The sequence below is a fragment of the Idiomarina tyrosinivorans genome (genome assembly GCF_003987475.1).
Lineage (GTDB): Bacteria > Pseudomonadota > Gammaproteobacteria > Enterobacterales > Alteromonadaceae > Idiomarina > Idiomarina tyrosinivorans.
The window spans coordinates 159,125-179,014 of the sequence record NZ_PIQH01000007.1; the positions used below are offsets into that span (position 1 = coordinate 159,125).

Consider the following 19,890-nt stretch of genomic DNA (forward strand, 5'->3'; position numbering starts at 1 on the left):
GATTGTTTCTTTAGGTCGTAAACAAAGGAAATAATCCATGTTGAAGTACACTCCCATTGCGACATTGGTCGCATTATTTTGTTGCTCCCCAGCATTGGCTACTGATGACGACAGCAACAAGCACAATAAAAGCACTGTCGAGCATTTGCTGGTGACGGGCGATTTGCAACAACGCGAATTGCATGAGATTCCACAAAGCGTCCAATTGATTAGCCGTGAAGAGATGGCGCGGCGCAATGCGACGCAACTGCAAGATGTGTTAAATACTGCCGCAAATGTGAATTTTGCCGGCGGAACCAGCACTGCACGCTTTATCCAAATTCGTGGTATCGGCGAGCGCAGCCAGTTTGTTGACCCCATTAATCCGTCAGTGGGTTTGCTGATTGATGGCATTGACTATAGCGGCCTTGGCAGTGTTGCCACGCTGTTTGATATTGGCCATATGGAAATTTTCCGAGGCCCGCAAAGCGGCCGTTTTGGTACTAATGCGTTGGCCGGGATGGTATTGCTCGAAAGCGAGGCTGCCAGTGAAGACTTCCGTGGCCGCTGGCATGCTGGGGTTGCCAATTATGGTGAACGTGAAGCCGGGCTGGCGCTGGGTGGTTCACTTGGCGCGCTGGGCTTAGCGCGCTTCTCGGTAAATCAATTCAAGCAAGATGGGTTTATTGAAAACCGTTATCTAGAGCGTGACGACACCAACGATCGTGACGAACTGACGCTACGTTTTAACCTCACCAGCCAACTGACAAAAGACTGGGCACTCGACACCACGGTTCACTACAGCAATATCGATAACGGTTATGACGCGTTTTCGTTGGACAACGACCGCACCACACTATCCGATGAACCGGGTTTTGACCGCGTTGAGAGTGAAGCTGTGCGGTTGGGACTCAGTTATCAAGGTTTTGCTGACAGTGAGTTATTGTTTGCGGTAACAGGGTTACATGCTGATTTGGGGTACGCATTTGACGAAGACTGGACCTATGTCGGCATTGCCCCAGGTTGGGAATACTCATCGTTCGATGCCTATTACCGTGACCGCGATGATCGTTCTGCTGAATTGCGTTGGACTTCAAAGCAACCGGCTCAGTTGTTCGGCCTCGCGACCGACTGGGTCTTCGGCGCTTACCATTACCAACAAGATACGGCGTTAACGCGAGATTACTATAACTGGGATTTAGACCAGCCAAGCGTTTTCAACAGCGATTATCAAGTCCGTCGTAATGCATTGTATGGTGAGTTGGCCCAGCATATTAGCGATAAAACGACGTTAATAACGGGTTTACGGGTAGAGCGTTATGACAACGACTACCAAGATAGTCGTAGCATTACCGCGAACCCCAAAGACACCATGTGGGGCGGCAATATAAGCCTACGCCATGACGTCAACGAGCGCAGCAGTGTATATTTGACGGTTGCGAAGGGCTATAAGGCGGGCGGCGTTAACGGCGAGGCGCTCGGCAAAGCGCAGGACCAAGGCCTGACCGAGATTACCGACTACTTGTTGTCACGCGCAACCTTTCAACCGGAAGTACTTTGGAGCACCGAGTTCGGTGTGAAAGGGCAAAGTGCTGACGGCCAATTGCGGGCCTCTATCAGTGCGTTTTACCAATGGCGCGATGACGTGCAACTGAAAAGTTGGGTGAACCGCGAGCAGTCGTTTGTTGGTTACATTGAGAATGCAGCCGAAGGTAATAACTACGGCATTGAAGCCAGTATTTCCCGTGCCTTGAGCGATAACTGGCGATGGTTTGCTAACCTTGGCTGGCTAGAAACCGAGATTGACGGCTTTGTCACCGAAGACGGCATTGATATGAGTGGGCGTGATCAAGCACATGCGCCAAATTATCAATTCTCCACCGGTATCGAAGGGTGGTTGACTGAGCACCTGCAGTGGAGCGTTTCAGTTGACGGTAAAGACGGTTTCTATTTCTCTAATTCACATAACCAGCAAGCCAAACAAACGCGGTTATTGAATACCCAACTCAGTTACCACTGGCAGCAATTAACGCTGCGGATTTGGGCGCGTAACCTGACCGATGAGGATTATGCTATCCGCGGCTTCTACTTTGGCAACGACCCGCGTAAGCAATACGTGACTGAAACCTACAAACAGTTTGGTGAGCCACGCCGATTCGGTGTGAGCCTTGACTACGCCTTTTAAGGAGGGGTTATGCAATTATCGGTAGAAATGTCGCTGTACCCATTGGCGGATCAGTACCTTGAAGTTATCCAAGGATTTATTGATCGGTTGAACCAATACCCGGAGATCAGCGTTCATACTAATACCATGAGCACCCAAATTTTTGGTGACTACCAGCAAGTAATGAAGGTGTTACAGGTTGAACTTGAGCAGGTTTATCAGCAAGTGCCAAGCCAAGTATTGGTGTGTAAATTCATCAATCGCGATTTACGGCCTTAAGTGATGGCTGATTGGTGGCAATCTCTGCTGTTCGCAACCACGTGGTATGAGTGGCTGGCGCTAATTTTAGCGCTGGCCTACCTGGTGTTAGCCGCACACCAAAAGCAGCTTTGCTGGTACGCAGCAGCGCTGAGTTGTGCCATTTACTCAGTGATGTTTTGGCAGGGTCGGTTGTATATGGAAGCTATCTTGCAAGTGATTTATATCGTGCTTGCAGGCTACGGGTGGTGGCAGTGGCACCGGCTTGAAGCGGAGACCGATGAGCCACAGAGTCTGTCGTTATCTTGGCGCTGGCATTTAGCGCAATGGGCGTGGTTAATTCCGGTCGCGGTGGCAACGGTAATTTTATTGCGAACCTTTACCGATGCCGACCAAGTTTGGTTGGACACGTTTACTACGGTATTTAGCCTGTTAGCCACTTGGTTAGTGGCTAAGAAAGTCTTCGCTACTTGGTGGTACTGGCTAGTGATCGACTCAGTTTATGTCTATCTTTATATTGTGAAAGGGTTTTACGCAACAGCCCTGCTGTTCGTTGTGTATGTACTGTTGGTGTTGTACGCAATGTGGCGCTGGTATAGTGCACCAGAACCGCTTGCCAACCAAGTCAGTTGAGGAGCGCTTGTGCAAATTAGCGGGTTAAGTCACCTCCCTATTAAAGGCCCTGTGACGGCTACGCCAATGACGTCTGGTACGGCTAACCACGTGTTTCATTTGCAACACGAAAGTGGCGAATATGTGCTTAAGCGGTTTCAATTCGGCCAGCGGTTTGGCTTGGACAGGCGCCAAGAAGTGGCGTTGCAAAGGCAGCTAGCCGACCTCGATTTAGCCCCGGAAATTCTGCATTTTGATTACGAGCGTGGTTTGGTGTTAATGCCGTATTACGCCGACGGTGATTTAACCACGGCGCAGCTAGATGATAACCAACGGCTGCGTGAACTCGCCGAAGTTCTGGCGCGGATTCACCGGGTGAGTGTGGAAATGTCTCCATGGTCGTTAAAGTCACGCTGTAGCGATTACTGTGAGCAGCTCGCTGAATTCGACAAAAAGCTCGCCAAACAACATCGCAAAACCTTGCAGCGCTTCGCCACACTGTTGAATCAGGCTTGCTTACACCCGGTATTTTGTCATCACGACGTGTCTTTCAACCATGTTTTGTTGGCACAACCGCGGCGAGTGATTGACTGGGAATACAGTGGTTATGGCGACCGTTGTTTCGATTTAGCCAGTGCCACAACCATAAATAATCTGTCTGACCAGCAATCTAAATCCCTGATAAATGCCTATGATGGGGTGAGTGGTGAATTAGTTGACCCGGTTAGGGTTGCCGATTGGCAAGCGTTTAGCGTATGGCTAAACCAGCTATGGTTTGCGCTACACCGGTATTTGACGAAGGGAGAAGGGAACGATGAGCAAGGCGAAGCTACCGAATGAGATCTACCACTTTTTAGCGGAAGACGAAGACGCTCGCGTTTGCAAAGATATCCCCGAATCCGCTTGTAATGAACAGCCTCGATCTTTCTTACTAGTATTACTCTCCCTTACCCTAACAAAGTTGGGCGACAGCCTGGTCAGTGCCCGCCTCGTGTTGCCGTGGATGCTCTCCAGTTTAGGTGCGCCTGCCATCTTTATTAGTGCATTAGTGCCGATTCGTGAATCGCTGGCGTTGCTGCCGCAACTGTTTGTTGCTCAACGGCTACGAGAGCAGCCGGTGCGTAAATGGTTTTGGGTGGCCGGCAGTTTGGGGCAAGCCATTTCGCTGTTACTTATGGTATGGGTGGTGAGTTTTACTCAAGGCAGTGCGCTTGGCTGGGGGGTGATCATTCTCTTGATCACGTTTAGTTTGAGCCGCGGAGTATGCTCGGTCACTCATAAAGATGTGGTGGGCAAAACCATCTCCAAAACACGTCGGGGTCGGCTGTCGGGTGCGGCGGCATCAATGGCGGGTTTACTGACACTGATCACCGCGTTAGTGATTATTTTTATGCCGGACGTCAACGGTCAGGGCTGGTTATTCGCCACACTGTTAACCGCTGGCGCTGTGCTATGGCTACTAGCCGCGTTTAGCTATGCAGGCATTCCTGAAGTTGCTGGCTCCACGGAAGGTGGCGGAAATGCCGTGAGTGAAGCGCTGCGTTCCGTAAGCCTGTTGTGGCGTAACCGGACATTCGGCCATTTTGTATTGTCGCGCGCGCTATTGGTGGCTGCCGCCTTTGCTATTCCTTACTTGGTGGTGCTTATTCAGCGTCAAGGTGGGGCTGAACTGGCCAGCCTAGGTGCGTTGATGTTAGCCAGTGGGTTAGCCGGGTTATTGGCCGGACGCTTTTGGGGGCGTTGGTCGGATCAGGCTAGCCATCGGGTCATGGCGGCGGCGTCAATGATGTCGACGCTGGTATTGTTGGTGGCGATTGCCATTAATGCGTGGGCAACTGATTGGCTAGCATCGCAGTGGGTTGCCGGTGCACTATTATTCATTTCTGCCGTCGCCCACCAAGGGGCGAGAGTTGGTCGTAAAACCTATTTGGTGGATATGGCAAATCAGGATAACCGCGCGCAACTTACCGCCGTCTCCAATACGCTAATGGGCATTGTATTGCTATTAGGTATTCTGTTGGGCTGGTTGGATGCTCAGCTCGGCGTGGTGAGCGTATTGTGGGTTCTGGTAGGAGTAGGGATTGCTGCCTTTATTGCAGTATTAGCGCTGCCGGACGTATCCGGCAGCAGCGACTGATTTATTTACCGCGGAATAACCCAAACAGGCCGATTACGGCAGCAACTGCGCCGCCAATCATAAACCACATAGCGTTATCGGTGGGTTGATTAGTCACCATTTCACTGGCTTCAGAGGCCAGCGATTGAGATTCTTGATAACCAAACCATAACAAAATAGCGCCTGCTACAATCAGCGCAATACTAATTACCTTATTCATAGCCGTTCTCCCTTTATGAAAAAAAACTTTACAAACAACACCCTAGCAAATATTTATATGATTGCGAAAAGTTTTCAATAAAATTGCAAAACTTAAACATTCATCATATTCCAAAATGACGTCGATCCGCGTAGTTGTAGATTAATCGCACAAAACAAGCGATTCATCGACAATAACAATGACAACAACAAGACAGGATGGGCACATGAAAATGTTCAAGCCAAAGCGCCATTACTTAGCATTATCGCTCGCCGCTGCATTATCAATTCCTGCTGCGGTTGCTCAGCAAGCTGACGATCAGCAACAAGCTGCGCCAGAGGATATGGAACGGATTTTAACCTTAGGCTCTCGAGTCAACGGTCGCACTGCTACCGAGTCTGCGTCACCAATAGACATTATTTCCAGTGAACAGCTAGTTTCTACCGGGGCAACTGAGCTTGGTAAGGCGATCCAAATGACGGCACCGTCGTTTAATTTTTCGACCACGACAATTTCAGATGGCTCGGATATTATCCGCCCTGCGACATTGCGGGGATTAGGTCCAGACCAAGTTTTAGTGTTAGTAAACGGCAAACGCTACCACCAGCAGGCATTGGTTAACGTCCAAGAGACCATTGGTAAAGGCTCTGCCGGTTATGACATCAACTCTATTCCTATTTCTGCGGTAGAGCGGGTTGAAATTCTGCGTGATGGAGCCGCGGCACAATACGGCTCGGACGCGATTGCCGGGGTCATTAACGTAACCCTGAAAAGCGGCGATACCAGCAGCCTGTCGGCAGAAGTTGGACAGACGTATGAAGGCGATGGTGAGAACGTTAAAGTCGGATTAAACATTGGTACCACTTTTTCGAACGGTTACTTCAACGGCACGCTAGAATACCGTGACCGAGGTATGACTAACCGCGCGGCTCCAGCAACGCTTGAAGCCACCGGCGGTCAATTAATCGGTAACTGGTGGGATGAAAATGGTGACCCCGTTGTGCGGTTGCATATTGGTGACGCCGATTCGAAAAACTACTATGCCTGGTTTAACAGTGGTTTTTACCTAACCAACACCACTGAACTGTATGCCTTTGGGGGTATTTCGCAGCGTGATGGTGGGTCAGCCGGCTTCTTCCGAGGCACTGGGCACCCTCGTACTATCGAAGAAATCTATCCCGATGGCTTCTTACCACAACTGGATACCGAAGCCGACGATACGTCGTTAGCAGTCGGTGTTCGTGGTGATTTACCCAACGCTTGGATGTGGGATGCCAGCGTGGTTTACGGGAAGAACGAATTTACCTTTGGTTCGTCAAACTCAGCAAACGTAAGCTGGTACTACGAGCCCGACGGCAACGGTGGTATTTACGCTGAAACACCTACGTCAGCCTTTGATGGTCGCTTAACTGCTGAGCAAACCACCTTCAATTTGGACTTTAACGGTACAGTAGATATGGGCACTGACCTACTGTACTTGGCAATGGGTCTGGAGATGCGCCGCGACGGTTATCAAATTGAAGCAGGCGACCCTGTGTCATGGTCTTACGGCCGTACCAACGATCCGTCGATTGTGATTGAAACCGATTCTGGTGACCCAGCCGAAGCCGGCATTCAAGGCTTCCCGGGCTTCAGCCCAGGCCAAGCCGTCGATGCGGACCGAGATAGCTACGGTGCTTATGTGGATGCCGAATACTACGTGACACCAGACTTCCGCTTAGCGGGTGCGCTGCGTTACGAGGATTACGACATCGCTGGCGACAATATTTCCGGTAAGTTGTCGGCACGTTACGATGTGTCGGATGATTTCTCGATTCGCGGTACCTTGGCCACTGGCTTCCGCGCACCTGGCGTGCAACAGATTTACTACAGCCAAGTACTGACTAACATCGTTAACGGCACGCTGGTACAAACAGGTACTGTTGCTAACGATTCCGAGGTAGCGCGTCAGTTTGGGATTAACCAGTTAGAAGAAGAAACCTCGCAAAGCGCCAGCATTGGTTTTATTAAGCGCTTCGATAGCGGTTTCGACATTACCTTAGATGCGTACCAAATTACCATTGATGACCGCATTGTATTGTCTGAACCACTGACGCCTGACGTGGGCCAAGAGTTTGCTGATGTTTTGGAAGCGAACAACCTAGGTGCGGTGCAGTTCTTCACTAACTCGGTCGATACCAAAACCACTGGGGTTGATATTATCCTGTCTTACCCAACCCAGTTGGCAGGCGGCTCATTGAACCTCACCGGTGCGTTCAGCTTTGTGAATACTGATGTCGAAAACATCAACTCGGTATCATCGCTAATTCCTGCAGAGCGTATTTACAACGATACCCAGGTATTGCGTTTGGAAGAAGGCCAACCAGGCGAAAAAGCCACTATCAGCGCTGATTGGGATAAAGACGCGTGGCATGCAAACGTTGCCTTTAACTACTTTGGTGAAGTGAAAGGTAAAGCCTTTACGGGTATCGAACACACTTGGAGCAGCAAGTGGGTAACAGACGTGTCTGTTGGTTATGACTTTACTGACGACTTTACTGTGAGTGTCGGCGCCAACAACCTGTTTGATACCTACCCCGACGAGTGGGGTGACGATGGCATCCCATTCTCACAAGCTGGCTTTAAGTATGGTTGGGAAACCTTACCGTTCGGTATCAATGGTGGCTACTATTACGCAAAAGCCATTTACCGCTTCTAAGGTTGATGCGAAAAACAAAAAGCCCGCACTGGTTGCGGGCTTTTTTATTGCCTGTTGGTATTACCGTATTAGTCGCCCAAATAGGAGGTCAACATCCACGAAGTTTTCTCTTGTTCGCGAATATAATCGCTCATTAATGCCGAGGTACCCTCGTCACCAGCGTCGCCAGCGAGTGCTAAGATCTTGCGCTGCAAGCTAATAATCGTTTGGTAACTGTCGACAATATTAGAAACACAGGCACGACCATCGTGCACATCTTTCACTTCTTCGATTTCACTGTTCTTGATGTAGGTTGAGTAAGCGTGCATAGGGCGTTGACCCAAGGTTAAAATACGCTCCGCGACCTCATCAATTTTTTCTAACAGGTCATCGTAGGTTTCTTCAAACTTCACATGCAGTTCAAAGAAGCGTTCGCCTTTGATGTTCCAGTGGAAGCCGCGAACGTTCATATAAAAGATTTGGTAGTTAGCCAAAAGCTCGTTAAGTTTATTCGCTAACGCTTCAGCATTTTCCTTTTTTAAACCAATCACGTTGAGCTGTTTCATGGTGTAACCCTCCGATGTTGTAAACTCTGTATGATGTATAACTACCAATAAAGATAGTCGAATTTATGTTGAGGTAAAAGCGATTGTTAACGATTACCTCAACAGAAAATTCCGATGCAAGTTTCTACGGAGCTGAATCAGCTTTTGATCAGTCTTGCGTTAAGGTTTCCACTTTGCCGTCACGGATGTGCTGTTCGCCACGCGCCTTCGCCAGTTGAATTTGCTTTTCTCGTTCAGCAAAGCGCGCTTTCTGTTCTGCAGAGGTGGTATCGTAACAGTGTGGGCAACTGACGCCCTTTTGGTATTCTGGCGCTTGCATTTCTTCTTGGGTGATCGGCATGCGGCAGGCATAGCACTGTTCATAGTCACCTTGTTTGAGACCGTGACTGACGGTTACGCGTTGGTCGAAAACAAAGCAGTCGCCGTTCCACTTACTGGTATCTTCCGGCACCATTTCAAGGTATTTCAGAATACCGCCTTTTAAATGGTAAACCTCTTCGAAGCCTTGTTCTTTAAGGTAGGCGGTGGATTTTTCACAGCGAATGCCACCCGTACAGAACATCGCGACCTTCTTGTGCTTGTTGGGGTCGAGGTTTTGCTTAACGTAGTCAGGGAATTCCCGGAAGGTCTCGGTCTCTGGATTCACTGCACCTTCAAAGGTACCAACCGCGTACTCGTAGTTATTACGGGTATCGATCAGTAATACCTCGGGATCACTGATAAGCTCGTTCCAATCTTTAGGATCGACGTAGGTGCCGACAGTGTTTTTCGGATCGACCCAATCAATCCCCATGGTCACGATTTCTTTTTTCAGCTTCACTTTGGTGCGGTAGAAAGCTTGGGTGTCGCTGGGAGATTCTTTGTGGTCGATACCGCTTAAGCGAGCATCGGTGTGCAGATGCGCTAGCACGGCGTCAACGCCCTCGCGGGTACCACAGATAGTCCCGTTAATCCCTTCTCTGGCCAGCAGTAAGGTTCCCTTTACCTCGTTAGCAACCATCACGTCGTACAATGGTTGACGCAAATCTTCATAGTCGTTCAACTCCACAAATTTGTAGAGTGCCGCGCAAATATACATAATAGTTTTTCCTCTTCGGCTAACTGAATCGCAAATTCAGTGCGTAAAAATCGGGCGCAATTATATCGGGTTTCGCCATATGTTGGCAAACCGCAGACGCTAGGCATGGAGTGTTATGAGCATTACCGAACTCAGTTTAGTTGGGTTATCGTTTTTTACCTCGTTAATCAGTGCGGTAGCGGGCGCTGGCGGTGGGTCGCTGTTACTCGCTGTAATGGCATCGTTATTACCGACCGCTGCGATTATTCCAGTGCATGGCATGGTGCAAATGGGGTCTAATGCGGGTCGAGCCTCTCTGGCCTGGCGCCACATCCAGTGGTCTGTGGTGGTGGCCTTTGTGCCGTTTAGCTTAGTTGGCGCTTGGTTGGCGGGCCAAGTGTTAGTGCAGCTATCGCTGGCGTGGTTAGAACTGAGCATTGGTGGTTTTTTATTATTGATTCAGTGGTCGCCGAAGATCCCGGCCGTCGGCAATAGGCGCTGGGGTTTGCCTTTAAGTGGGGTGATTACTGGATTTGTGTCGCTGTTTGTCGGGGCTTCCGGTCCGTTAGTCGCGAGCTTATTTCGTACTGTGATTGCGCACCGCATGAGTTTAGTCGCGACCTTCGCTGTGGCAATGACGGTACAGCATTTACCAAAGTTCTTCGCTTTCAATGCCCTCGGTTTTTCCTTGGCAGAATGGTGGCCACTGATTATCGCCATGATTACGGCGGGGTTAGTAGGAACCTGGGTCGGGCTAAAATTGCTCGGTCGAATGCCAGCAGCGAGATTTGCCTGGGTATTTCGTTGGGTGATTACACTGTTAGCGATTAAGTTAATCGTTGATGGTCTCTTGCATCTCAGTTAAAGCGGATAGATCATTAGCCAATAGACTGAACCGAAAGCTCGCTGAAGGCCGTAATCAAGCCGATAGCCATTAACGACTAATAGAGTAACCAACAAATGAAGTATCGCGGCTCGCCCAACTTTAGCCATCAACAAGCCGATAAGGTTGGGGTATTAATTACCAACTTGGGTACCCCGGACGCACCAACCAAGGCGGCGCTAAAGCCGTATTTAAAAGAATTTTTGTCGGACCCTCGTGTGGTAGAGTTTCCGCGATTGCTGTGGGCGCTGATACTTAACGGCATTATTCTACGTTTTCGGCCAAAACGTTCCGCTGCGGCCTACCAAAGCGTTTGGACTGATCGGGGTTCACCGCTGATGTACCACACCGAAGATCAGGCCCAAGCACTGCAACAAACGCTGTCTAAGCGTTGGGGTGACAATATCGTCGTCGACTTTGCTATGCGCTACGGCCAGCCCGCAGTAGCAGACGCCATAGAGCGGATGTTGCAACAGGGGGTTCGCAAACTGTTGGTGGTACCGCTATACCCGCAATATTCGGCGAGCACGACCGCATCAACCTTCGACGCCTTGGCAAAGGACTTTACCCAACGCCGCTGGCTACCAGAATTGCGCTTTGTGGCGCACTATCACGATTTTCCGGCTTTTATTAATGCTGCCAAACAACGCATTGAAAACCATTGGGCAGAACATGGTCGAGCCGATAAACTGATTTTTTCGTACCATGGCATTCCGCTGCGTTACCTAAAAAATGGCGACCCCTACCACTGTGAATGCCACAAAACGTCACGTTTAATCGCTGAGCAGTTGGGGCTAAAAGGCGATGAGTATCTCACCACCTTTCAGTCGCGCTTTGGTCGTGAAGAATGGCTCCGCCCGTACACCGATGAAACCTTGAAGTCTTTGCCAAATAACGGGGTGAAATCGGTGCAAGTCTTCTGTCCTGGATTCTCCGCTGACTGCTTAGAAACGATTGAGGAAATTGGTGAGGAAAACCGTGAGTATTTTCTTCAGAGTGGTGGTAAGGACTACCAGTATATTTCTGCACTGAACGCAGAGCCTGAGCATATTGATGCCTTAACCCAGTTGATTGAGCAACATTTGCAAGGTTGGAACGTCAGTGCTGATGACGCAGCGCAGCGGCAACAGCATATCGATGCGCTCAAGGCTCAGCAAGATAAGGTGACTGAGCAATAAACTCCTGCGCTAAGGCATCTATTTGTTGGCGTTCGGTTTGGCAGTAATCGCTAATTGCGGCTGCCAACGCCGAGGCCTCAACATGGTAAAGGCCATAGCACCGAGTGACTTCAAACCCGCGTAACCGCTTGTGTTCACCTTGCGCACCGGCGTCAAAACGTTGTAATTGATGACGAATGCAGTAATCAATGCCCCGGTAGTAGCACAGCTCAAAATGCAACTTGTCGTAATCTTCTAAACAACCCCAGTAACGACCATACAGTGTGGTTTCAGAACGGAAGAATATCGCCGCCGCAACCCAACCGTTGGCATCACTAGCTGCAACCACCACAATCGATTGGCCTAAGCGTGTAAACCATTGCTCGAAGGTCTGCTCGGTAAGATAGCCTAAATGGCCGGAGCGTTTGGTATAGGTGTCGCGGTAAAAGGCGAAACAGCGACGAATCTGCGCTGCAGTGAGCTGATCCCCCGAGTATTCCTCGATACTGAGTGGCAGCTGAGCAACCTGTTGGCGCTCCTTTCGCACGATTTTGCGTTTGCGTGACTTCAGTGCTGCTAAGAACTGTTCGAAATCTTGATATCCACGGTTATACCAGTGAAATTGTAAATCGTAACGGGTTAACCAAGGCTCGGGCGCTTGCACCGCTTCTGTTGCTAACGGGTACAAGATTTGAAGATGCTGAATGCCCGCCTGCTGGGCTTTATCGGCAACAGTTTGCAGCAACCATTCAACCGTTAGCCATTGCGGCGCCTGTGGGTGAATCCCAAAGCGTTGTCCGGTGGCTGGGGTAAAGGGGATAGCGCCAAGCCATTTGGGGTAGTATGGTTGTTGATAGCGTTGGTGCGCTTCGGCGAAAGGCCAGTCGAACAGGTATTCGCCATACGAATGAGTTTTCTGGTACAGCGGCACGGCGGCAATGAGCTGTTCGCCTTGCCAAACGCAAAAGTGATGTGGCTGCCATCCGCTCCGCGCGGTGGTAGCGCCAGAGCTTGCTAGGCTGTGCAAAAACGCGTGCTGGGTAAACGGCTCCGACGCAGGAAATAACGCATCCCATTGTTCACTGGGGATGGTGTCTATAGCATCGATGAAAGCGGTGGAGTGTGACACGAAATGAGCTTAACCTATTCAACAACATTTAACTGCCCGTACTGCATGGTAACCAATGATTTGGAAATTGACGAGTACCATGATGATGGTCAGCAATTCGTGGTAGATTGCCAAATCTGCTGCCAACCTATTGTGTTAACGGTATGGCGAGAGGGCAGCCAGTGGCGTGTAGACGCTGAGGCGGAAAACGCCTAATACAGACATCGATAAGGAGTACCCATTGGTTTCACGTTTTTGGCAACAAAAGACGCTGCAACTAAAGCCTAGACCACGAGGCTTTCATTTAGTCACCGAAGAAATTGTGTCGCAATTGCCTGAGATTGGCGATTACCAAATCGGCTTTTTGCAGTTGTTTTTACAGCACACATCGGCCTCGCTCACTATTAACGAAAATGCGGATGCTGATGTGCGAGGGGATTTTGAACGCCATTTTAATCGCGCCGTAGTGGATGGTGCAGAGTATTTTCAGCACACCTGCGAGGGCCCTGACGATATGCCGGCGCATATCAAAAGCAGTTTGCTTGGTGTGCAGTTAACCTTGCCGATCAGTAATGGCCGTTTAAACTTGGGCACCTGGCAAGGAATATACCTTGGCGAGCATCGCGACCACGCGGGTGCGCGACGTATTATCGCCACAATACACGGAGAGTAAACAAGGATGTGGGGAGCCCTTCCCGTTATTGCGGGTATTCTATTAGCGTTGTGGCGGCCTGAGTGGTTGGCGCAATTTCCATTTTCTGAGCTGTCGACAGTGGTCGGCGCGATAGCCTTGGTGGCGGTGTTAACCGCAGTATTAAGGCAATGGGATTGGTGGTTCTGGTTAGCTTGGGTGGGCGGCAATTACGCCTTTATCCAACAAGGGCTGCAACAACCACTGGCCGACCCCGATATTATGGCGCGCTATCAGGCGTTAGCGGTATGGCTGAGTGTGTCAGGCGTATTATTGGCGTTATTACCCCGACCGCCATTGCCGACGGTAAGAGGCTTCCTTGTTGTCGCGCTGATTGGGCTATTACCGCAGAGCTTGCTGTTAGCCAGTATTGCCGGCACGCTCGCCATTATTGAGCCCAACCAATGGTTGTTATTGCCCTCTATGGCTGATTGGTACGCCCATTCTGGGTTGGTACTATGGACCGTTTTGATCTCAGGCCTTTGGGCAACAGCATTACTCTACCGAAAAGTAGAGAGCTATCGTTGGAGCCAGTGGGCGGCATGGCTGGCGAGTATGGTGTTTTTGTTTTTTATTGCCCAACCCTATGCCTCCGCATGGATGACCTTGAGCATTTTAGTGGGATTCTTGTTGGCGCTGACGCAACGGTTATTGAGTTTGGCGTACATTGATGAGCTAACGCAATTGCCGCAGCGACGGGCGCTATTAAACCATCTGCAAAGACTAGGTAGACGCAGTGCCGTGGCAATGCTAGACGTCGACCACTTTAAAAAATTTAATGATCGCCATGGTCACGACGTAGGAGACCAAGTTCTGAAACTACTCGGTAGCTTGCTAAGCAAGGAAAAGCGCTGTAAAGCCTACCGTTATGGTGGTGAAGAATTTACCTTGGTGTTTTCGCATAACAAGGCTGAACGCATTGCCGAGACGCTGGAAGATGTGAGGCAGCAGGTTGCCGACTACCCACTTGTGCTTCGCGACCAACAACGCCCCGAAGATAAACGCCAAGGTAAAGCAGAACGCGGCAAGGGCAGCGCCAGTAAAACATTACGTATTACCATTAGCTTAGGTTGCGCCCTGCGCCAACCCGGCGAAGCGACCGAGGCGTTGCTAAAACGTGCGGACCAAGCCTTATACAAATCGAAGAAAGCTGGAAGGAACCGTGTGACGTTGATTTCTTGACCTCTTAGCGGGAAAAGTTGATCCAACAATCATACATTCGTGTATGTATGATTAATTTTTTCCGCAGTTGTAGTCGGAGGTCGTTGTATGCGGGCTAAATTCTGGCGCTTTTTCAGCGCAATCATGTTTCTTTCCTTGGTCACCACTGTGAACGCTGATGCCGATGAATGGCACATTGGCGCAGCCTATTCCCCTTCGCACGAACGCGGCGTAAGATTAGGTTATCGCTTGACCGATTTGGGCTGGCAGTTACCAAGTGGTTTGCAGCAATGGTTTGGTGATCCTGAAATCGGTTTAGAAGGCGCGCTGAATGTTTGGCAAAATTCCGATCTCCATTCTGATAACATAACTGCACTAACGTTAAGCCCGATGTTTCGCTGGCAACTGACAGAGTCTGCGACGCCGATCTATTTAGAAGCTGGAATAGGTGGTAGCTATCTTGACCAGACCTCGATTGGCGACCGTGATTTATCGACGCACTTTCAGTTTGAGGATCGTGTTGGTGTTTCTTGGCAATTCGACCCCGATTCGAAGCAACGGTTATCGTTATATTTTTCGCATTACTCGAACGCAGATATTGAAGCACCGAATGATGGCGTGAACTTTTTTTCGCTGTACTGGGTAATGCCCCTATAACATTTAACAACAGGCAGGAGAGAATGTCTTACATCAAAGAGACGATTGATGAATTAAAACGTACCAGCCCGGCACAAACCGAATTTTACCAAGCGGTAGAAGATGTATTGGAGTCTATTGAGCCACTACTTGAAGAACGGCCGTTGTATCGCAAGCAACGCATTATTGAGCGTTTAGTCGAACCCGAACGGCAAATCATGTTCCGCGTGCCGTGGATGGATGACAACGGCGATATTCAAGTGAATAAAGGCTACCGCATCGAGTTTAATTCGGCGCTGGGTCCGTATAAAGGTGGACTGCGTTTCCACCCGAGTGTAAATGCCGGCATCATTAAGTTTCTTGGGTTTGAACAAATCTTTAAAAATGCCTTAACAGGACTGGCGATTGGCGGCGGTAAAGGTGGTGCCAATTTCGACCCGAAAGGTAAATCAGACGCAGAAATCATGCGCTTTTGCCAATCATTTATGAGTGAGCTTTACCGTCATATCGGTGCTAATACTGACGTTCCTGCCGGTGACATCGGTGTGGGTGGACGCGAAATTGGCTTCCTATTTGGCCAGTATAAAAAACTGGCCAACCGCTTTGACGGTGTGCTGACCGGTAAGAGCTTGCTGTTTGGTGGTTCACAAGTGCGCAAAGAAGCAACTGGCTATGGCGCAGTCTATTTTGCTAAGTACATGCTTGAAGGCAAGAGTGAGAGCCTAGAGGGCAAAACCTGCTTGGTTTCAGGCTCAGGCAACGTGACTATCTATGCCATGGAAAAACTCTACGAGTTGGGGGCTAAACCGGTTGCTTGTAGCGACTCTAGCGGCACGTTGTACCACGCCAAAGGCATTGACCTAGATTTGGTTAAAGACCTGAAAGAGCACCGCCATGAGCGCTTGAAGGCCTATTTAGACACCCACTCTGATGCAGAATACACCGCGCGAGATGACTACCCGTCTGACGGCCATACCATTTGGCGCTATAAAGCCGACTTGGCATTTCCTTGTGCAACCCAGAACGAGTTGACCGAAAAAGATGCCGAAGCGTTGCTCAGTAACGGTTGTATTGGTGTGATTGAAGGCGCCAACATGCCTTCTACACAAGCTGCCGTGGATTTATTCATTGCCGAAAAATTGGCTTACGGACCAGGTAAAGCGGCCAATGCTGGCGGTGTCGCAACCAGCCAAATAGAAATGGCGCAAAATGCCGGAATGGAACACTGGCCGTTTGAAAAGGTGGATGCACGCTTGCAGGAAATCATGCACAGCATTTATACCAACGCGAAAACCACCGCGGAAGAATTTGGCGAGCCCGATAACCTAGTGTTAGGGGCCAATATCGCTGGATTCCGCCGTGTCGCGGACGCAATGATCCAGCAGGGTGTTGTATAAACCGCTTTCGCAGCTAGCGAAATAAGAAAAGGGGCGCTCAGCGCCCCTTTTCTATTTACAGTATTATTTGATGATGCATTTTTAACGCAGGGTCACGAACTCTTCGGCGCTGGTGGGATGCAGAGCCACGGTGTTATCGAGGTCTGCTTTGGTGGCGCCCATGTTTAATGCGACCGCGAAGCCTTGAAGGATTTCGTCCATGCCTTCACCAATGCCGTGAATACCGACCACTTTTTCCTCTTTACCAACGCAGACGAGTTTGAAGAAACTCAGCGCGCGATGCGGTGTTACTGCGTTGTACATGGCCGCGAAAGACGACTTATAAACCTTCACTTGTTCTTCGCCATATTTCACGATGGCATCTTCTTCCGATAAGCCCACAGTGCCGATAGTGGGGTGGCTAAACACTACAGTAGGAATATTCTCGTAGTTAAAGTGGGCGTTCGGTTTGTTGTTAAACAACCGTTCAGCCAGTTGCCGACCAGCTTTAATGGCCACCGGCGTTAACTGTGCGCGGCCAGTGATGTCGCCTACTGCATAGATGCCTTGCACATTGGTGTTTTGGAATAAGTCCGTACGGACATAACCGGCCTCATCCACATCTACGCCCGTGCATTCAATGTTGATGTTGTCGGTCGCTGGTACACGCCCAATCGCCCAAACGAGGCAATCAACATCAGTCATCTGTTCACCGTTGGTGAAATGCAGCGTCAATTTGCCGTTATCTTCTTTCACCACTTGTTGAATCGTGGTCTCGGTGTGCAACGTTGGACCGTCTTGTTGCATCCGCTCCATTAATCCGTCAGTCAGGGTTCTATCAAAGTCACGCAGCGGTCGATCGCGGCGGACCAACAAATGGGTGTCTGAACCCAACGCGTGGAATACCCCGGCAATTTCTACGGCAATGTAACCGGCACCAGCGACGGCAACCTTTTTCGGTTGTTCAGTGAGGGCAAAGAAGCCGTCAGAGTCGATGCCATGTTCGGCACCGGGTACATCAGGAATCATTGGCCGACCGCCAGTGGCGATAGTGATATGGTCGGCGGTAATGCGTTCACCATTCACCTCGACGGTGTGTGGATCCACAAACTTGGCAAAACCCTCGATATATTCAACGCCATTCCCTTGGAAACCACGATGATAGCCGCCATGGATGCGCTCAATATAGGCTTCCCGATTTTTGACCATGGTGGCCCAATCGTATTGGCCTTGCTCAAGGTTAAAACCAAACGACGGCGCGTATTTTACCGCTTCTGCAACGTGAGCGGCATACCACATGACTTTCTTCGGCACACAGCCGACATTCACACAGGTGCCACCAACCGCTTTGGCTTCGATAACGGCTGCTTTGGCGCCGTGAATTGCCGCGCGGTTAGCTGAGGCGATTCCCCCGCTACCTGCACCGATGCTAAGATAGTCATAATGTCTGCTCATGTAGAAACTCCTTGATTCAACTGGCAGCACGCGGATGCCGCCGACACGGGTCGTGCGAAAAATGCCATTATGGTCGCGTAAAACGCCGTTTTAATCAATTAACCAACAGTGGAAGCCGCGGTGAAAGAACCGATAGACCTAATCTATTCTATCCATCGAAGTCGACGACGCAGCTTATCAATTAAAGTTGTGCAAGGCGAAGTACGGGTGAATGCACCACATGGTTTAGCCGAGCGCGAGATTCAGCAGTTTGTCAGTGCCAAGGCAAACTGGATAAACCGCCATTTAGCGCGGCAACAACAGCAGTTGTCAAAGCTCGCCGAACGGCTCTGGGAAAATGGCGAAACACTACAGTATTTGGGTGAAACCTATCCACTATGGGTGCACTTAGGTGCCAAGCAATCCCACTGTGAATTTAACGATAATGGCTTTCAAGTCGCCTTATCCAACCGAGTAAAGCAGCCCCAAAAAAATACCCAAAAGTTAGTCGAAGATTGCTACAAAGCGCTTGCTAAACAATGGCTAGATCACTTTATCCATAGTTGGCAGGTGGCGGAGTTACAACCCAGCAGCCATGATATTGCGAGCTTTACCGGAAAATGGGGAAGCTGTTCCGCCACCAGAGCTATCCGAATGAGCTGGCGCCTTTGGTTAGCACCGGAATATGTCGTGCGCTACGTGGTTATCCATGAACTCTGCCACCTAAAGCATTTTAACCACAGTAAAGCCTTTTGGCAGCTCGTCGAACAGCACGACCCCAACTACCCAGCCGCAGAAGCCTGGCTAAAGCGCCACGGCATCACCGTACTGAACCCTCATTACACCGCCTTCGCAAACTGAATCATGGGGTCGGGGATGTTGTTTGTTCCCTACCACGGCGATGAGCTTGAGCATGTTGGCATCGTGAGGGGCCAATTCTTTACTGCGGCCGGGGGTTTGGGCTCGCGGCATCGTCAGGGTTGGGGGAAGGCTCGGGGTGTGGGCGCTGGGGTGATTGGTGCTCAGCGTCCCGTCGGTTCACGGTGTCTCCGGTAAAAAGACGCTCGAGCCATCCATGGCCGCTCAGTCTCTGGCCCTCCCTGGCCAGAGATGCTTTTTACCGGAGCCCCCGCGCCCCAACGACACGCTAATCAATATCGAGGAAAACGCACCCACACCCCGAGCCAAATAGGTGCGGAGAAGCGATGCCGTCCACCATCGCGGAAAGCCGCAGTAAAGAAGTACCAGCTTTTATCCACTCGCTTCTATTTATTAGCTTCAGACAGCCTATTTGGGGTTGGTTGTTCTCTGCCACGGCGCGCTCGGTGTGGCTTCGGCATCGCTTCTCCGTAGCCCTAAGCTTGGGGTGTAGGCGCGACTTCACCTACATTTAACGCACAACGTTGGGGCGCGAAGCTGGGGAAAAAGTATCTCCGGCCATGGACGGCCGGAGACTAAGCGCCTCATGGATGAGCTTGAGCGGCTTTTTCCCCAGCTTCGTGAACCGGCGGGGTGCCGTGCAATGACTCTAACAAGCGCCTACACACCAAGCGCCCTCCAGCCCCTCACGATGCCGACGCACCCAAGCTAGACGCCGTGGTAGAGAGCAACCAATCCCAAGCCTGCCGCGAGCCCAAGCTAACAGCCGCAGTAAAGAATTGGCAGGCACAAAAAAGCCCGCGGTTAAGCGCAATGCTGTTCACTTAAGCGGAGCAGCATTGCGATTCACCGGATAGCGGGTTTTGGATAGTTTAACCGACCTTGGTCTTGATGGCCTCGGTCGGTTTTCTTTGAATAACATACCTAGGCTTCCTCT

At 50.3% G+C, this 19,890-nt stretch carries 19 protein-coding genes; 14 read left to right on the plus strand and 5 right to left on the minus strand.

The annotated features are described in order from the left end of the window. Positions 1–37: 37 nt before the first annotated feature. From CWI84_RS08630 to CWI84_RS08650, 5 genes are read left to right on the plus strand one after another with little or no spacing between them, the layout of a single operon-like run. Positions 38–2,164 (plus strand): TonB-dependent receptor, encoded by a 2,127-nt coding sequence (locus tag CWI84_RS08630; protein WP_126842192.1) that lies wholly within the window; start codon positions 38–40, stop codon positions 2,162–2,164. Between the two features lie 9 nt (positions 2,165–2,173). Beyond that, positions 2,174–2,422, plus strand: coding sequence for a YkoF family thiamine/hydroxymethylpyrimidine-binding protein (locus tag CWI84_RS08635; protein ID WP_126842193.1), 249 nt, complete (start codon positions 2,174–2,176; stop codon positions 2,420–2,422). 3 nt (positions 2,423–2,425) lie between these two features. Then, the gene (gene pnuC, locus CWI84_RS08640; RefSeq protein ID WP_126842194.1) at positions 2,426–3,034 is read left to right on the plus strand and encodes a nicotinamide riboside transporter PnuC; all 609 of its coding nucleotides are present in this window, start codon (positions 2,426–2,428) and stop codon (positions 3,032–3,034) included. Positions 3,035–3,043: 9 nt separating this feature from the next. After that, positions 3,044–3,853 carry a choline kinase family protein gene (locus CWI84_RS08645; protein WP_126842195.1) on the plus strand — a complete coding sequence of 270 codons (810 nt, stop codon included), beginning with the start codon at positions 3,044–3,046 and terminating at the stop codon, positions 3,851–3,853. Continuing rightward, positions 3,828–5,150 carry an MFS transporter gene (locus CWI84_RS08650; protein ID WP_126842196.1) on the plus strand — a complete coding sequence of 441 codons (1,323 nt, stop codon included), beginning with the start codon at positions 3,828–3,830 and terminating at the stop codon, positions 5,148–5,150. Before CWI84_RS08645 ends, CWI84_RS08650 begins: the two co-directional genes overlap by 26 nt. Before the next feature lies 1 nt (position 5,151). Here CWI84_RS08650 and CWI84_RS08655 read toward each other — a convergent pair whose 3' ends face one another. After that, positions 5,152–5,349 (minus strand): DUF3185 family protein, encoded by a 198-nt coding sequence (locus tag CWI84_RS08655; protein WP_126842197.1) that lies wholly within the window; start codon positions 5,347–5,349, stop codon positions 5,152–5,154. A 205-nt stretch (positions 5,350–5,554) separates the two neighbouring features. On the opposite strand from CWI84_RS08655, the gene CWI84_RS08660 reads away from it, so the two are divergent. Beyond that, the gene (locus CWI84_RS08660) at positions 5,555–8,026 is read left to right on the plus strand and encodes a TonB-dependent receptor plug domain-containing protein (protein WP_198674502.1); all 2,472 of its coding nucleotides are present in this window, start codon (positions 5,555–5,557) and stop codon (positions 8,024–8,026) included. Between the two features lie 68 nt (positions 8,027–8,094). Here the strand turns inward: CWI84_RS08660 and CWI84_RS08665 are convergent, their stop codons facing one another. Both CWI84_RS08665 and trhO read right to left on the minus strand, forming a co-directional pair. Then, positions 8,095–8,571: a Dps family protein gene (locus CWI84_RS08665; RefSeq protein ID WP_126842198.1), complete on the minus strand. Its 477-nt coding sequence runs from the start codon at positions 8,569–8,571 to the stop codon at positions 8,095–8,097. Between the two features lie 148 nt (positions 8,572–8,719). Next, positions 8,720–9,649 carry an oxygen-dependent tRNA uridine(34) hydroxylase TrhO gene (trhO, locus tag CWI84_RS08670; protein ID WP_126842199.1) on the minus strand — a complete coding sequence of 310 codons (930 nt, stop codon included), beginning with the start codon at positions 9,647–9,649 and terminating at the stop codon, positions 8,720–8,722. 115 nt (positions 9,650–9,764) lie between these two features. On the opposite strand from trhO, the gene CWI84_RS08675 reads away from it, so the two are divergent. Next, entirely contained in the window at positions 9,765–10,493 is a 729-nt protein-coding gene (locus CWI84_RS08675) for a sulfite exporter TauE/SafE family protein (protein WP_126842200.1), read from the plus strand. 95 nt (positions 10,494–10,588) lie between these two features. Beyond that, positions 10,589–11,689 (plus strand): ferrochelatase, encoded by a 1,101-nt coding sequence (gene hemH, locus CWI84_RS08680; RefSeq protein WP_126842201.1) that lies wholly within the window; start codon positions 10,589–10,591, stop codon positions 11,687–11,689. Here hemH and CWI84_RS08685 read toward each other — a convergent pair. Then, positions 11,655–12,797, minus strand: a complete 1,143-nt coding sequence (locus CWI84_RS08685; RefSeq protein ID WP_126842202.1) for a GNAT family N-acetyltransferase — start codon at positions 12,795–12,797, stop codon at positions 11,655–11,657. The two genes, hemH and CWI84_RS08685, sit on opposite strands and share 35 nt — an antisense overlap. 3 nt (positions 12,798–12,800) lie before the next feature. Between CWI84_RS08685 and CWI84_RS08690 the strand changes: the two genes are divergently transcribed. The 5 genes from CWI84_RS08690 to gdhA all read left to right on the plus strand — a co-directional run bounded on the left by CWI84_RS08690 (position 12,801) and on the right by gdhA (position 16,661). Beyond that, a complete protein-coding gene (locus CWI84_RS08690; protein WP_126842203.1) occupies positions 12,801–12,992 on the plus strand; it encodes a zinc ribbon domain-containing protein in 192 nt (63 codons plus the stop codon). 25 nt (positions 12,993–13,017) lie between these two features. Further along, positions 13,018–13,449, plus strand: coding sequence for a secondary thiamine-phosphate synthase enzyme YjbQ (locus CWI84_RS08695; RefSeq protein WP_126842204.1), 432 nt, complete (start codon positions 13,018–13,020; stop codon positions 13,447–13,449). A gap of 6 nt (positions 13,450–13,455) precedes the next feature. Then, positions 13,456–14,649, plus strand: a complete 1,194-nt coding sequence (locus CWI84_RS08700) for a GGDEF domain-containing protein (RefSeq protein WP_126842205.1) — start codon at positions 13,456–13,458, stop codon at positions 14,647–14,649. Between the two features lie 87 nt (positions 14,650–14,736). After that, the gene (locus tag CWI84_RS08705; RefSeq protein ID WP_126842206.1) at positions 14,737–15,285 is read left to right on the plus strand and encodes an acyloxyacyl hydrolase; all 549 of its coding nucleotides are present in this window, start codon (positions 14,737–14,739) and stop codon (positions 15,283–15,285) included. A gap of 23 nt (positions 15,286–15,308) precedes the next feature. Next, positions 15,309–16,661, plus strand: a complete 1,353-nt coding sequence (gene gdhA, locus CWI84_RS08710; RefSeq protein ID WP_126842207.1) for an NADP-specific glutamate dehydrogenase — start codon at positions 15,309–15,311, stop codon at positions 16,659–16,661. A gap of 81 nt (positions 16,662–16,742) precedes the next feature. On the opposite strand, the gene gorA is transcribed toward gdhA, so the two are convergent. Beyond that, complete coding sequence (gene gorA, locus CWI84_RS08715; RefSeq protein ID WP_126842208.1) at positions 16,743–18,095, minus strand: glutathione-disulfide reductase; 1,353 nt, start codon at positions 18,093–18,095, stop codon at positions 16,743–16,745. A gap of 120 nt (positions 18,096–18,215) precedes the next feature. On the opposite strand from gorA, the gene CWI84_RS08720 reads away from it, so the two are divergent. Continuing rightward, entirely contained in the window at positions 18,216–18,935 is a 720-nt protein-coding gene (locus tag CWI84_RS08720; RefSeq protein WP_157981011.1) for a M48 family metallopeptidase, read from the plus strand. Positions 18,936–19,890 lie beyond the last annotated feature (955 nt).

Coding starts and splice junctions, on each gene's coding strand:
- CWI84_RS08705 (WP_126842206.1), top strand. CDS start 14,737: ATGCGGGCTAAATTCTGGCGCTTTTTCAGCGCAATCATGTTTCTTTCC.
- CWI84_RS08660 (WP_198674502.1), top strand. CDS start 5,555: ATGAAAATGTTCAAGCCAAAGCGCCATTACTTAGCATTATCGCTCGCC.
- hemH (WP_126842201.1), top strand. CDS start 10,589: ATGAAGTATCGCGGCTCGCCCAACTTTAGCCATCAACAAGCCGATAAG.
- gdhA (WP_126842207.1), top strand. CDS start 15,309: ATGTCTTACATCAAAGAGACGATTGATGAATTAAAACGTACCAGCCCG.
- gorA (WP_126842208.1), bottom strand. CDS start 18,095: ATGAGCAGACATTATGACTATCTTAGCATCGGTGCAGGTAGCGGGGGA.
- CWI84_RS08630 (WP_126842192.1), top strand. CDS start 38: ATGTTGAAGTACACTCCCATTGCGACATTGGTCGCATTATTTTGTTGC.
- trhO (WP_126842199.1), bottom strand. CDS start 9,649: ATGTATATTTGCGCGGCACTCTACAAATTTGTGGAGTTGAACGACTAT.
- CWI84_RS08700 (WP_126842205.1), top strand. CDS start 13,456: ATGTGGGGAGCCCTTCCCGTTATTGCGGGTATTCTATTAGCGTTGTGG.
- CWI84_RS08690 (WP_126842203.1), top strand. CDS start 12,801: ATGAGCTTAACCTATTCAACAACATTTAACTGCCCGTACTGCATGGTA.
- CWI84_RS08635 (WP_126842193.1), top strand. CDS start 2,174: ATGCAATTATCGGTAGAAATGTCGCTGTACCCATTGGCGGATCAGTAC.
- CWI84_RS08665 (WP_126842198.1), bottom strand. CDS start 8,571: ATGAAACAGCTCAACGTGATTGGTTTAAAAAAGGAAAATGCTGAAGCG.
- CWI84_RS08655 (WP_126842197.1), bottom strand. CDS start 5,349: ATGAATAAGGTAATTAGTATTGCGCTGATTGTAGCAGGCGCTATTTTG.
- CWI84_RS08675 (WP_126842200.1), top strand. CDS start 9,765: ATGAGCATTACCGAACTCAGTTTAGTTGGGTTATCGTTTTTTACCTCG.
- CWI84_RS08650 (WP_126842196.1), top strand. CDS start 3,828: ATGAGCAAGGCGAAGCTACCGAATGAGATCTACCACTTTTTAGCGGAA.
- pnuC (WP_126842194.1), top strand. CDS start 2,426: ATGGCTGATTGGTGGCAATCTCTGCTGTTCGCAACCACGTGGTATGAG.